Origin of the sequence: Algoriphagus faecimaris, from assembly GCF_900101705.1 — a bacterium.
Lineage (GTDB): Bacteria > Bacteroidota > Bacteroidia > Cytophagales > Cyclobacteriaceae > Algoriphagus > Algoriphagus faecimaris.
The window spans coordinates 48,198-62,776 of the sequence record NZ_FNAC01000027.1 but is presented as its reverse complement, the minus strand read 5'-3'; the positions used below and the strand labels follow the sequence as shown (position 1 = coordinate 62,776).

General features: G+C 40.3%; 13 protein-coding genes. All 13 read left to right on the top strand.

Annotated elements, in window-relative coordinates; translation table 11 throughout:
• Positions 1-256: 256 nt before the first annotated feature.
• The 13 genes from BLQ57_RS13960 to BLQ57_RS13900 all read left to right on the top strand — a co-directional run bounded on the left by BLQ57_RS13960 (position 257) and on the right by BLQ57_RS13900 (position 14,528).
• Positions 257-823, top strand: a complete 567-nt coding sequence (locus BLQ57_RS13960; protein WP_087940184.1) for a hypothetical protein — start codon at positions 257-259, stop codon at positions 821-823.
• Between the two features lie 591 nt (positions 824-1,414).
• Positions 1,415-2,410: a mannose-1-phosphate guanylyltransferase gene (locus tag BLQ57_RS13955; RefSeq protein ID WP_087940183.1), complete on the top strand. Its 996-nt coding sequence runs from the start codon at positions 1,415-1,417 to the stop codon at positions 2,408-2,410.
• A gap of 378 nt (positions 2,411-2,788) precedes the next feature.
• A complete protein-coding gene (locus BLQ57_RS13950; RefSeq protein ID WP_087940182.1) occupies positions 2,789-3,160 on the top strand; it encodes a GxxExxY protein in 372 nt (123 codons plus the stop codon).
• 220 nt (positions 3,161-3,380) lie between these two features.
• On the top strand, positions 3,381-4,379 hold the full coding sequence (locus BLQ57_RS13945; RefSeq protein ID WP_087940181.1) for a GDP-L-fucose synthase family protein: 999 nt from the start codon (positions 3,381-3,383) through the stop codon (positions 4,377-4,379).
• A gap of 169 nt (positions 4,380-4,548) precedes the next feature.
• Entirely contained in the window at positions 4,549-4,935 is a 387-nt protein-coding gene (locus BLQ57_RS13940; protein ID WP_087940180.1) for a four helix bundle protein, read from the top strand.
• Between the two features lie 112 nt (positions 4,936-5,047).
• Complete coding sequence (gene gmd, locus BLQ57_RS13935) at positions 5,048-6,241, top strand: GDP-mannose 4,6-dehydratase (protein WP_087940179.1); 1,194 nt, start codon at positions 5,048-5,050, stop codon at positions 6,239-6,241.
• 133 nt (positions 6,242-6,374) lie between these two features.
• Positions 6,375-7,376, top strand: coding sequence for an NAD-dependent epimerase/dehydratase family protein (locus BLQ57_RS13930; RefSeq protein WP_087940178.1), 1,002 nt, complete (start codon positions 6,375-6,377; stop codon positions 7,374-7,376).
• A 22-nt stretch (positions 7,377-7,398) separates the two neighbouring features.
• A complete protein-coding gene (locus tag BLQ57_RS13925; RefSeq protein ID WP_087940177.1) occupies positions 7,399-8,391 on the top strand; it encodes a GDP-mannose 4,6-dehydratase in 993 nt (330 codons plus the stop codon).
• Positions 8,392-8,403: 12 nt separating this feature from the next.
• Positions 8,404-10,185: an asparagine synthase (glutamine-hydrolyzing) gene (asnB, locus tag BLQ57_RS13920; RefSeq protein WP_087940176.1), complete on the top strand. Its 1,782-nt coding sequence runs from the start codon at positions 8,404-8,406 to the stop codon at positions 10,183-10,185.
• Positions 10,186-10,187: 2 nt separating this feature from the next.
• Positions 10,188-11,201, top strand: coding sequence for a glycosyltransferase family 4 protein (locus BLQ57_RS13915; RefSeq protein ID WP_087940175.1), 1,014 nt, complete (start codon positions 10,188-10,190; stop codon positions 11,199-11,201).
• Entirely contained in the window at positions 11,198-12,229 is a 1,032-nt protein-coding gene (locus BLQ57_RS13910; RefSeq protein WP_087940174.1) for a CgeB family protein, read from the top strand. The genes BLQ57_RS13915 and BLQ57_RS13910 overlap by 4 nt, the downstream gene beginning before the upstream one ends.
• Positions 12,230-12,429: 200 nt before the next feature.
• Positions 12,430-13,203, top strand: a complete 774-nt coding sequence (locus BLQ57_RS13905) for an FkbM family methyltransferase (RefSeq protein ID WP_087940173.1) — start codon at positions 12,430-12,432, stop codon at positions 13,201-13,203.
• 14 nt (positions 13,204-13,217) lie between these two features.
• The gene (locus BLQ57_RS13900) at positions 13,218-14,528 is read left to right on the top strand and encodes a lipopolysaccharide biosynthesis protein (protein WP_087940172.1); all 1,311 of its coding nucleotides are present in this window, start codon (positions 13,218-13,220) and stop codon (positions 14,526-14,528) included.
• Positions 14,529-14,579: the final 51 nt, after the last annotated feature.

Here is a 14,579-nt window from a genome sequence, read left to right as displayed (position 1 = left end):
CCATATAGTGATCAAGCCCATACCAAGCAGCGAAAAGGATCTGCAACATCCAAACTTCCATTCCTCCAAACTTCCTGACAACTTCCCATCAATTCCCCAACCCCATTCCTTCGATTAAATCAAAAAAGCCAACACATATTCACTAAACCCCTACAGATATACATTGAATTGTAGTTTAAAGAAATAAATAATACATTTGTAGTTCTTACGTTGTATACTAAGAATTCTTTTTGTTTATCCCCTTTTTTCCAACATCATGAATGTTTTCAACTTTCTTAACAAAACCCTAACTGGGTACAGGGCCAAAACCAAAGAGGTCAACGGCCAAAAATTATCCTATCAGTACGCTGGAAAACCTGTCCTATTTGATCCCTTTCAAATGCTCAAGGACATGAGTTTTCAGTTGGATCAGGCCAAAAGCCTTAAAGCAGATGAGCCTTTCGCCCAAGAGCTAAAGTCGCTCGAACTCATGAGTAGGGAAGGATTACTGCCTACCGTAATTTGCCGCAGCAACCTGGGAAACATAAAATTCTCAGCCAAGCGCTATGTCAAAAACCCCGGCAACAAACCTTGCAGCACCTATGAGTTTTTCATCGATGAGAACACCATTGCCCGGTTCTCTCGCATTTATGATTATGGTGCTAGTTTTGACTCCTTTTGCAGAAGAACTGAAGTATTTGAGCAACTCACAGGCGAGGAAGGCCCGGCTTCACTCCGATTTGAATTAGGATCCAATGAGCTCTTTCTGGCAGAAAACTTCGGACATAGTCAGTTTTGGCATATTCAGGATTGGGCCCAACTCCAACAAATCAGGCCGAACTAAAACCAAAGAGTTGGACACAAAATGCAAAAATCCATATATAAAAAAAACAAGATAAATTTGAACAAAAACTTAACAAAATCTGAGTACTAAATTTGCTCGATTTATTACCTTTGTTCATAATTAGTACTTTCAGTCAGGGTGATCCTATTAGCTTAAAAGACACCTTTGATAAAATAAACCCCAAAATATCAGATCCTTAAGATCTATTTTCTAAACTTACTTTACAAAGCTAAGTACCAAAAACAAAGAAAAATAAAACAGGATTACGCTAGGCCACCCCTTGGCCATTTCAATTAGCCTCCTGTCTTAATTTTTCACTCAAATTGGGACTGAAAGGGCGAAGCTGTAAAAACTTGATTAACTTTCGAATAGAAGCCTTAACCTGAAAATATGGGTCAACTACCAGTTCATCAGTGAAACAATTCATCAATTCGACAACATCCCTGCTTGGCCCTGTCGAAAACCCTGAACCTGTCAGACTATGCGAAGTCGAAGTCCCGAACCCCGAACCTGTCAGACTATGCGAAGTCGAAGTCCCGAACCCCAAACCTGTCAGACTGAGCGAAGTCGAAGTCCCAAACCCCCTCTCCCTTGCATATAATTAACCTCATCCTTTCCGGCGGTATAGGCTCCCGACTTTGGCCCATCTCTCGAAAGACACAACCCAAGCAGTACTTGCCGATTTTTGAAGGGGAAACACTTTTTCAAAAAACAGCAAAACGTAATCAAGCCTACTGCGATCAGGTATTGGTGGTGGGAAATAAGGACAATTACCAACTCTCTAGAAAGGACCTGGAAAAGGCTGGAATCACCGAATATCAGGAAATCATCGAAGCCTGTCCCCGAAATACAGCCGCCGCCATCGCTTTTGCTGCCTTCGCCGTAGAAGCAGAGGATATTCTATTTGTAACCCCTTCAGATCACCTCATCGAGTCAGGCACTGCTTACGATAAAGCGGTCAAGCGGGCCATTCAACTTGCAAAAGAAGGCTATATCGTCACCTTTGGTCTCAAAGCTACCCGACCCGAAACGGGCTTTGGATACATAGAAGCGGAAGGGGAGGAAGTAAAAAGCTTTAGAGAAAAACCCAATCAGGATACGGCAGAGGAATTTATTAAAAAGGGCAACTTCTACTGGAACTCAGGGATGTTTTGCTTTCAGGCAGGATTGTTTTTGGAGGAGTTAAAGGCATTCGAACCCGAAGTTTATCTACGATCCAAAGAAGCTTTTGAAAAACGGGATAAGGGTTTCCTCAAAGAAGATCTCTCTGCCAAAATCCCTTCCATCTCGGTGGATTATGCAGTAATGGAGCAAAGTAATAAGATCAAAGTCGTTCCCTCAGATTTTAAATGGTCGGATATGGGGAGCTTTGAACAAATCTTTACCTACTTCAAAAAGCAAGGCAAGACAGTAGATAAAAACGGGAATATGGTCTTGGGAACGGACATCCATACTGAATTTGTAGGTATTAGAAACAGCTTGATTGTGATGACTCCGGATGCCCTATTAGTACTCAAGCGCTCCAAATCTCAAGAGGTCAAAAAGGTCTATGAACGGCTTGAAAAAGAAAATCCGGATTTGACCTGATATTGGCAAGCTCGCTTTTCTTTAACCACCAAGAACACGAAGGACACAACTTGTCCCGAGAATCGGGAAAGGGCTCGCTGGCTCGCATAATTTGGGGCACGGAAGACCATAGAGTTTGACACAGAGGACCACGGAGTTCTCGCAGGCTCGCTATTTATTAACCACTAAGAACACCAAGATCACTAAGTGCTCGCAAGCTCGCTTTTTTTGAGAACACAGAGGACCACGGAGGGATGCACAACTTGTCCCGAAGCATTTCGGGAGAGTTACACAGAGGGCCAAAGATGTTTATTTAGAAATAAAAAAAGAAAAAACGCTGTGACTCTCGGTGTCTCCTCGGTTGCTCTCTGTGACAAAAAAGTTTAAGTGCAAATAACGATGATTGAAGATTCACTCACCAAACAAGTTATAGGCGCTGCAATTGAAGTACATCGCCATCTAGGCCCTGGGCTTTTGGAGTCTTCGTATCAAAAATGCCTTCAATACGAATTAGTCAACCGTGGTTTAATAGCCAGAAGGGAAGTGCCTGTATCTATTCAATATAAAGATCTACTTGTTGAAAATGGCTACCGAATTGATCTGTTGGTCAATGAAGAGCTGGTAATTGAGACCAAAACCGTCGAAGAATTAAATGATATTCATCTCGCACAAATACTTACCTATTTAAAATTTGGTGGATTTAAAAGAGGCCTTCTATTAAATTTTAAAGCCCTTAGAATGATTGATGGTATCCAAAGAGTATCTCTTTAAAATTTAAAACTCTGTGGCCCTCCGTGTATTTCTGAGGCCCTCGGTGACCAAAAAATACGATTATCTCTATGGGCTTAAAGCAAATTTCTCAGTTTATCTCTTCCTGCCTTAGGCAGGCCCTCAAATAATAAAAAAAAGACTCCGTGGTCCTCGGTGCAACTCGGTTTTCCTCGGTGTCAAGAAAAAAATAAACTCTTTGGCCTTCTGAGACAAATTATAAATGAATAAAAAATCCAAAATATACATTGCAGGGCATAATGGGATGGTTGGTTCAGCAATTTGGAGAGCCTTGGAAAAAGAAGACTATAAAAATCTGGTCGGAAAAACTTCCAAAGAGCTAGATCTTCGAAATCAACAAGCCGTTCAAGAATTTTTTTCCAAAGAAAAACCGGAAGTGGTCATTGATGCAGCTGCCCGAGTAGGAGGGATTCTCGCCAATAATGATTACCCCTATCCCTTTCTAATGGAGAATATGCAGATTCAAAATAATCTCATTGATTCTTCTCACAAAGCTGACGTACAAAAGTTCATTTTTCTAGGTTCTTCCTGCATTTACCCTAAACTAGCACCACAACCGCTCAAGGAAGAGTATTTGCTGACAGGCCCACTCGAACCCACCAACGAATGGTATGCCATCGCCAAAATCACTGGTGTCAAAGCCTGTGAAGCCATCCGCAAACAATATGGAAAGGATTTTGTCTCTTTGATGCCCACCAATCTTTATGGGCCTTTTGATAATTTCGACCTCAAAACCTCCCATGTGCTACCCGCCATGATCCGGAAGTTTCACGAAGCTTTGTCTATGCTGAGCACCTTGGAGACGGGAGTCGACAAGTTCGAAGGATCTGTAGATCATGCACCAGTAACCTTATTGGGTAGTGGTACTCCGATGAGGGAGTTTTTGTATGTAGAAGACCTGGCCGAAGCGGTGGTCTTTGCCTTGGAGAATAAATTCACCGAAAACCTCTACAACGTAGGCACCGGAGAAGACCTGACTATCCGCGAACTCGCCTTACTCATCCAAAAAATCGTGGGACATACAGGGGAGATCATCTGGGATTCCACCAAACCCGATGGCACTCCCCGCAAACTCATGGATGTCTCCAAAATGACCTCCGCCGGCTGGAAAGCCAAAACCACCCTCGAAGACGGCATCCGCAAGACGTATCAATGGTTTTTGGAAAATCAAGGAGAGTTTAAGGAAGTCAAAATCGATTAAAGTTGTTCGAAGTTCGTTGTTCCATGTTCATTCAAACTGAACCTTGAACCTCGAACTCTGAACTTCGAACCCCGAACCCTGAACCCCGAACCTTGAACCCTGAACTCTGAACCCTGAACTCTGAACTCCGAACTTTCAACCAAGAACCCCGAACCAAAAACTATTTTTCATGAAGATCGAGAAGTTTGAAGATTTAGAAATCTGGAAAGAAGCTCGAGAGTTGTGCAAATTTATTCGATCCTTAACTCGAAAGTCTGATTTTTCCAAAGACTTCAAATTGGTAGGTCAGATTAATGGTTCATCTGGTTCTATAATGGATAATATAGCCGAAGGATTTGATAGGGACGGAAATAAAGAGTTTATACAATTCCTTTCTATTGCTAGAGGTTCAAATGCCGAAACTAGATCACAGGCTTATCGGGCCTTTGACGCGGTATATATTGATCAAATTGAACTAGATGAAGTTTTGAACCGAACAGAAAGACTGAGAACAAAGATTAAGTCTTTAATGATCTATCTCAAAAACTCAGAACGGAAAGGAAACAAATATTCTTAAGCAAACCTTCGAACCCCGAACCTCGAACCCCGAACATCGAACTTCGAACTTCGAACCTGGAACCCAGAACCCCGAACTCTGAACCCCGAACTTCAAACGCCGAACGAAACAAATGAATAACTCTTCAACTTCAAAAGTTGCCCTCATAACCGGCATCACCGGCCAAGACGGCGCTTACCTATCCGAATTTTTACTCAAAAAAGGCTACATCGTCCATGGACTCAAGCGTCGATCCTCCCTTTTTAATACGGATAGAATAGACCATTTATATCAAGACCCTCACGAGGAAAATAGAAATTTTATCCTCCATTATGGGGATATGACCGACAGTACCAATCTCATCCGTTTGATCCAAGAAATCCAGCCGGATGAGATTTACAACCTGGCGGCAATGTCTCATGTCCATGTGTCCTTCGAAACCCCGGAATATACAGGAAATGCCGATGGCTTGGGCACCTTGAGGTTATTGGAAGCTATTCGCTTGTTGGGTTTGGAGAAAAAGACGAGAATCTATCAGGCCTCAACTTCCGAACTGTACGGTAAAGTGCAGGAAGTTCCTCAAACCGAGAAAACTCCCTTCTATCCACGTAGTCCCTATGCCGTAGCCAAAATGTATGCCTTTTGGATTACCGTAAATTACAGGGAGGCCTATGGGATTTTTGCCAGCAATGGTATCCTGTTTAACCATGAATCCCCTCTTCGAGGAGAAACCTTCGTGACTCGAAAGATTACTCGGGCAGCGGCAAGAATCGCCTTGGGATTACAGGATAAGCTGTACTTGGGTAATCTCGATGCCCAACGGGATTGGGGGCATGCCAAGGATTACGTCCGAATGATGTGGATGATTTTGCAGGCAGAGGAGGCCGAGGATTGGGTGATCGCTACCGGCAAGACTACTCCGGTAAGGGACTTTGTACGAATGGCCTTTGCAGAAGCAGGTCTCCACCTTCGCTGGGAGGGGACCGGCATAAAGGAGGTCGGGATTTTAGACTCGGTGGACAAAGAAAAATTTCAAAGTGTAACTGTCTTAGAACGCCAGAATTTTGAACATCGAACATCGAACCCCGAACATCGAACCCCCAAAATAGGTGACGTATTGGTAAAAGTCGACCCCAAATATTTCCGCCCAACAGAAGTCGAGTTATTGATCGGAGATGCGACCAAGGCCAAGGAAAAATTAGGCTGGGAACCGAAAATCACCTTGGAAGATCTGGTTAAAGATATGATGCAAAGCGATCTGAAATTGATGAAAAAGGATCAGTACCTCCGTGACGGTGGCTATGAGACCCTCAATTACTTTGAGTAGCGATAAATTGCTCAAAGTTCAAGGTTCAATGTTAACCCCAAATTCACCTTGCCAATCGTGTCGGAAACTCTAATAAAATTGAACCTCGAACAAATACTATTTGTCATTTAACCCTTAATTTTTAGAAAAAGCAGTGAAACGCATTCTTGTCACCGGAGCCGCTGGATTTATTGGTTTTCATCTTTGTAAAAAGCTTCTTGAATTGGGTCACCAAGTAGTGGGCGTGGATAATCTGAATGGTTATTATGACCCTCAACTTAAACTGGCAAGGTTAAAAGAGCTGGGGATTTCTGGTGTGGAACTTGAAAATGAGGAGATTAAAAAGTTGGAGACTGGAGATTTTACTTTTTTAAAAGCTGATATTACCGATGATAAGCTTTGGGCCTTGCTTTCAAAAGAATTTCAAATCACTTCAGTAGTTCATTTAGCGGCTCAGGCAGGTGTGAGGTACAGCTTGGAAAACCCTAAGTCCTATATCAAAAACAATGTCGAAGGATTTCTTAATGTTCTTGAATTTTGTAGATATCAAAAAATAAATCATTTGATTTACGCCAGTAGTTCCTCGGTATATGGCAAGGACTCTGAACAACCTTTTTCAGAAGACCAACCTTGCAACAAGCCCATTAGTTTGTATGCAACTACCAAAAGATCCAATGAATTGATGGCTTTTACATATCATCATTTGTTTGGGATAAATTCCATAGGATTACGTTTTTTTACGGTTTATGGCCCTTGGGGTAGACCAGATATGGCACCCTTCTTATTTACCAAAGCAGCTTTTGAGGGGACTCCGATCAAAGTTTTTAACTACGGAAAGCAGAAACGAGATTTTACTTATATTGATGATATTGTCAATGGCATTGTTCAGGTGTTTAATCAGAAAGAAAAAATCGAAGGAGCTGAAATCTGTAATATCGGTCAGGGAAAGCCGATTGAATTGGATGAATTTCTAAGAGAAATTGAATTCCAAACAGGAAAATCGTTAAAAAAAGAATTTGTTGAAGCTCAACCAGGAGATGTAGAATTGACATTTGCAGATATTTCGAATGTTTCAAAAAAATATTTATTTATTCCAAGTACCCAATTAAAAAAAGGCATCTTAGGGTTTATTAAATGGTACAAAGAATTTAAGTAAAATTTTTACTTTTGATTTTATTTTGAAAAAAGCACTAATAACTGGAATAACTGGTCAAGATGGAGCCTATTTAGCTCAATTGTTATTGTCAAAGGGTTATAATGTAATAGGCGTTACTAGACAAACCGATTCATTTGCCTTCCATCGATTGGCTTATTTAGGTATAGATAAGAAGATTGAAATAGCTTATTTTGATTTGACTGACCCCAAAGCTGTATTAGCATGTTTGGAACAATATCATCCAGATGAAATTTACAATTTAGCTGCACAGAGTTCAGTAGGGCAATCATTTCATATTCCTCAAGAAACTTTTTCATTTAATACAATGAGTGTAATGAATCTTTTAGATGGAGTACGTCAATTCGATAGGAAAATCCGGTTTTACCAAGCTTCTAGCAGTGAGATGTTCGGGAATGTTAGTTTCCAGAACCTGCCCATCCGCGAGTCGTTGCTCTTCCATCCCGTCAGTCCATATGGCATCTCAAAGGCTTCCGCCCACTGGCTGACAGTAAACTACCGCGAGGCTTATGGCATTTTTACTACCTGCGGCATCCTGTTTAATCACGAATCGGCTTTGAGGGGAGAGAACTTCGTCATTAAAAAACTCATCAATACTGCGCTGAAAATACAAGCTGGCAAAGCGGAAACGCTTACTTTGGGCAATTTGGCCGTAAGCCGCGATTGGGGCTATGCGCCCAAGTATGTAGAAGCCATGTGGAAGATGCTGCAACAGGAACGCCCCGGCGACTACATTATCTGCTCGGGTAACCTGAGCACGCTGCAAGAGCTCCTGCTGAAAGTATTCGACCAATTGGGACTGGATATGGGGAAACATCTGCGGCTAGACCAAGCCTTTATGCGTTCCCTCGATCTGGGCGTGATCTATGGCGATAACACCAAAGCCAAAGCGGAATTGGAATGGGAATACAACCTCAGTACCGATGACCTCATCGCCCAACTCATTGCCGATGAACGGGAGTGGATGGCGTGGGGAGATAAAAACAAAGAAGTATAACTTTATACACGCATGTGCCGTATTGCTGGAATCATTGAAGCCCATCCTCAACCAGAGAGTAAAGAAAAGCTAGAGGCCATGCTGTATGCACTCCGAAGGGGAGGGCCTGATGATCAGGGGACTTATGAAGCAGGAGGGGTGCTGTTAGGCCATCGCCGATTGTCCATCATCGATCTTTCTGAGCAGGGTCATCAGCCTATGCTTTCTGAAGATCGCAACCTGATTTTAGCCTTCAATGGGGAAATATATAATTTCCAACAGATAAAAGCAGACCTACTGGCTAAAGGCTACCGGTTCCGTTCTACTACCGACAGTGAAGTAATTCTGTACGCTTACCAAGAGTGGGGCATAGAGGCATTTGCCAAGTTCAATGGGATGTTTGCCTTTGCTTTGTACGATAAAGCAGGCCAACAGGTACACTTAGTACGCGACCATGCTGGGATAAAGCCTCTTTACTATGCCTTTGAAGAAGGGCGGCTCATTTTTGCCTCCGAAGTACGTGCCTTTAGTGCTTACCGGGCAGACTGGCCTGAGCAACCCAATTGGAAAGTTCTGTTTTTGGCTTTCGGTTCGCTGCCTTTTCCATTCACTACTCTTAGAGATGTAAAGATGCTTGCAAAAGGAAGCTGTTTAACTCTCTCTCTCAACGGTTTTTCGCACAGCATTACGAGGTTTCACCAATTTGCTTATACAGATGAGATAAGCTCAGCAGCAGAAGCCGAAGCGCTAATTAAGGAACAACTTACGCAAGCAGTAGAGCGCCACCTGATTGCTGATGCCCCCTTGGGAGTGTTCTTGAGTGGGGGCATAGATTCCAGTTTGCTCACCTTGCTGGCTCACCAATTGGGGAGCAAAAAGCTCAATACGCTTTCGGTAACGTTCAAAGAAGCTTCTTTTGATGAATCGGCCTACCAGCAGATGGTGTTGGAACACATACAGAGCCAACACACTGCCTTCTGTGTGGACGACCAACTGTTTTTGAGCCAGTTGGAAGATGTGTTCCAAGCGATGGATCAGCCTTCCATAGATGGCGTAAACAGTTACTTCATTGCCAAATGCGCACACGATAACGGCCTAAAAGCAGTACTTTCAGGCTTAGGAGGAGATGAGTATTTTGGTGGGTACAGTTCCTTCAAGCGCATGAAACAGTTGCAGTTACTGCGCAATTTACCCACTGCCGCCTTAGGTGCCACCCTGGGAAAGTTCAAAGATGCATACAAGCGCATTGCCTATTTGCAGTTAAGGAATGAAACAGGCGATTATTTATTCTTGCGCGGCCTGTACCCGTCTCAAGATATTTCCCTCATATTAGAAATACCTGAAAAACAGGTGATGGATACCCTGCGGCAAGTCCGTTTTGAAGGCGCTCCGCAAGAAAAGGACGAAAACTACGCTTCGTATTTGGAGTCAAATATCTACATGGAAAACCAACTATTGAAAGATACCGACTTCATGAGTATGTGGCATGCCTTGGAAGTGAGGGTGCCATTTTTGGATAGGCAACTATTGGAAACTGTTCTGAGCATTGCCCCTGCCATCAAATACCGCAACGAGCGACCCAAATATTTGCTTTCCCACACCTTCCGTAACCTACTCCCAGATGGTGTCGTGTTTCGCCAAAAATATGGTTTTACATTTCCCTTTGCCCTATGGCTGAAGCAGCACATAGCACAAGTACAGGCCATGACGCCATCTACCCCCCACATAGCAGCCAAACAACAAGGATTTATGCAAGGTAGTATGCATTGGAGCAAATACTGGAGCTTGGTAATAGCAGAACAGTTTAGGTCTTAACCATGAGCAAAACCCATTCGCGCCCCATAGTTGTGTTTTTCCAACGCAGACCGCGCAAATTCGGCAACTTCAGCGTTGAGTTTATTTTTGATGCGGTTCGTAGAAACCTTCCTTCCGATTTGGAAGGGGTTTATCACCCGGCCAAGCATGAGAGCATTGGGCTTTGGAAGCGGCTATATATTATGTGGGAAGCGGCACAAAGCCAAGGCGATGTGAACCATGTAACGGGGGATGTTCATTTCCTTACCCTGCTGCTACAAAAGCGCAAAACCGTGCTTACAGTCCTCGATGTGGGCTTTATGAAACACCCTTCCAAGTGGGCAAGGGCTTTTTTGAAGTTTTTCTGGATTACCCTGCCCGTCAAAAAGGCCCAACTCATTACCACCATCTCCCAAGCTACCAAACAAGAGCTGCTGAAGTACACCAGTTTCCCTGCCGAACGAGTAAAAGTGGTATATGTCCCCATTTCCGATGACTTTAAACCCATACCCAAGCCGTTCAACAAGGAAAAACCCGTGATTTTGCAGCTAGGCGTGGCATTCAATAAAAACATAGAGCGCTTAATAGAAGCCATTAAAGACATTCCCTGCCATTTGGAGATAGTAGGCAAACTCCCCGAACCACTCCTCGAAAAACTGCAAGCCTACAACATAAGCCACCAAATTTCTTGGAACTTAAGCAATGAAGAAGTAAGGCAGAAATACGCCGAGTGCGATATACTTTCCCTCATTTCTACCTACGAAGGCTTCGGAATGCCCATTGTAGAGGCCAATGCCGTCGGCCGAGCAGTCATCACAGCCAATATTCTTTCTATGCCAGAAGTGGCAGGTAATGCTGCTCACCTAGTAGATCCATTCAATATAGAATCAATGAAAAGCGGCTTCCTTAAAATTATTGATGATGATGAATATAGGGAACAATTAATTGCGAATGGGTTTATAAATAGAAGGCGTTTTTCTATAAATAAAATCACAAAAGAGTATATAAAAATATATAAAGAGATACTTAATTTATGAAAATATTTTTTGCTGGAAATATTGAATTTGGATCTCATTCTTTAGGTAGAATGCAGGCCTTTCAAAATATAGGGCATAGTGTACATAAATTTGATTTTAGGATATTTTTACCGAAAAATCGAATATTAAATGCATTTTTATATCGATATGGTTTAAAGTTTTTAGCTAAAAAATTAAATAAATCCTTTGTAGAAGAGATAAATAAGTTTGATCCAGATTTAATATGGGTTGATAAAGGATTATATCTATTTCCTGAAATATTACAATCAATTTCACAGAGAAAAGTACACTTTAATCCGGATGATCCTTTCGGGCATTATAAATACGGTTGGCATATATTTAAAAAATCAATACCTTTTTATGATATTCATTTTGTTCCTAGACCTCAAAACATTAAGGAATATTTGGGTTATGGGGCTAAAAAAGTAATTGAATATGATCGATCGTATAATCGAAAACTACATTATCCCATTAAATTAAATCCTGAAGAAAAAAAGAAATATTCTGTTGAAGTAGGCTTTATCGGTAGTTATGCAGAAGCTAGGTCAAACTCTATTAAATATTTGATTAAAAATGGAATTGATGTTTATGTTTATGGTCCAGGTTGGAAAAAAGAATTCCAGAAATCAGGATTATTAAGATATGTAAAGTCTGACGCCATTTATGGAGATGAATATAGAAAAGTGATTTGTGGAATGAAAATAGCCTTACATTTCTTGAGAAAAGAAAATAGAGATTTTCAGGACAGTAGGTCTTTTGAAATTCCAGCTTGTGGAACATTTATGTTAGCGGAACGAAGTTATAAGCACGAAGAATTCTTTGAAGATGGAAAGGAAGCAGTGTATTTTAATACAGACGAAGAACTACTTGATAAAGTTAAATCTTATTTAGCAAATCCAAATCTTATAGTTGAAATTGCAAAAGCAGGATACGTGAGATCTATTAATTCTGGTTATGACCATGAGAGTCGTCTTAGTTCCTTAATAAAGAATATTGATGAAAGTGTTATTGAATCGAACTTTCAATAAAATCCAAAATAAACAATCATTATTCAGCTAGGTCTTCATAAAGAAAGGTTGATAGTTAAATAAAAGGTTTTATAATGATTGGTAAAAAACCAAATATTCAAGTAATAAAAATTTTGAGCTTGTACTATATTTTTATAAAAAATAATCAAATGTTTATATTTGTCTAGTTTTATTTGAACGTTAAGTAAATTAAGAAAAAATTGAAAAAGTTGGCCGCTACACTTGCTTATTTTGCAAAATTCTTATCAGCTATCCCAGAACTTGGTTTAGTTAATACTTTTAAATTATTTTTTCTAGTACGAATATTTGCTAAGGAATTTTTGTTAGAATTCAAGAGGAATAATATAAAATTAAGTGTCTATTTGAGAGGAAGAACAAGTGATTCTGATATATTTAGAACTATTTTTATTAATGAAGAATATAAGCTCCCAAAAAAACATAAACCAAAATTTATTCTTGATGCTGGAGCTAATATTGGAATGAGTGCATTATTTTTTTATTTCCTATACCCAGATGCAATAATAATTGCATTAGAACCCGATAAAAATATTTTCAAGCAATTGATTAAAAATACTCGGGGGTTCGAAAGAATTTACCCAACCAATGCAGCATTGTGGAAAAATGCTGGTTTGATACAATTTAACTCGGAGAAATCCACATTAGGAGGAAGTGTAAAGATTAGTGACCAAAACGATGAAACCTTTATGGATGTTGAACTAACCATTGAATCTCTTACGATAGAAAAATTGAAAGAAAAATATAATATCCCGTACTTTGATTTCTTGAAAATTGATATTGAGGGAGCTGAGCTTGAGGTATTCAATGAGGATATTGATTTAAGTGCTACAAATATGATAGCTATCGAGCTACATGACCATAAGAAAAGTGGATGTGGTGAAGCTTTTTTCCAAGCCTGTTCCTCCCAAAAGTTCAACTATGCTGTGAGTGGTGAAAATATTATTGCCTACAAGTGATTTAATAGGTAGGAATGCAGCTGAAAGATAAATTTATAAGCTTAAAGATAAATAAAGTTGTACAAAATTTTTCTTCTAACAGTTTTGCTCAAGCGATTACGTTAGGGATACAGATAGTTAGTGTACCCTTGTTATTGACGGTTTTTGGTATGCAACTATACGGAGAGTGGGTTTTATTGAGTTCTATTCCGGCTTATCTTACCTTCTCAAATTTAGGTATTACACAAATAGCTGGCAATGAGCTAGCTTTAGCAGAAGCCAAAGGTGATGCTAAACAATTTAGCTTAGTGCTGAGAAATGCATTCTTGTTGACTTGTACATTAGTATTTGGAGTAAGTGTGGTGTTTTTGCTTTGTATTTGGTTACTTAATCCTCAAGCACTTTTAAACATAAAAAGTCTAGAGAAGAACGAAGTAGCTTGGATCCTCTCGGCACTCGTCATGTACACGGCTATATCATTGGTAGGGGGAATTTTTATGGCCGTGCTCAGAGGGAAAGGGAAATACGCGCAGGGCACCTTTCTTGCCAATATCAGCCGGGGGGTTGAGTTCTTAATAGTGATTTCCGCGGCTTGGTGGAGTCGGTCTTTATTAGTAATGGCCCTCAGCTACCTCTGCTTACGTATCATCATTACTTTTCTATGGGTTTATAGCGCAAGTAAATATGAGCCAAATTTGTTAGCCAGCCTTAGAATGCCTTCCTACAACAAACATTTAATTAGGAGATTAGCATTGCCTTCTATTTCTTCTATGGGCTTCCCCTTAGGCAATGCCATCAACATACAAGGAATCAATATTATTATAGGTGTAGTCTTTGGTGCTACCACATTGGCCGCATTTAATGTATATAGGGTCATTGCCAACATGGTGAAGCAATTGGTAAATACAGTAAGCCATTCTTTCTATCCTGAAATTACCTTTGCCTATGGGAAAAAAGACTCTCTAAAACTAAGATTTTATATTAAAAAATCACAATTTCTGAGTATAGCAATAGCTGTTAGCTGCTTTCTGGGATTATTGATATTAGAAGAATTCATACTTAAACTTTGGACCCAAAACGAAATACCTTACGATTTTTTTCTCTGTAATCTACTGAACCTAAGTGCAGTGATTTATGCGACCTGGTACAGTAACTATACGGCTTCTTTGGCAATCAATAAACATATGTTTCAATCGTTGTTATATCTAGTTTTAGCAATTCTGACTATAGTTATTTTTTATTCTTTAACTTTTATTTTTGAAAGTCTTGTTATAATCTCAATGTCGTTGATTATAATTGAGTTCGTAATGTATATTAATAGTTCTAAAAGAATTTTTATTAAATAGATATATGCCTGTTTTGCTAAAAATAAAAATTTTTATTTAATCTAGATTTAT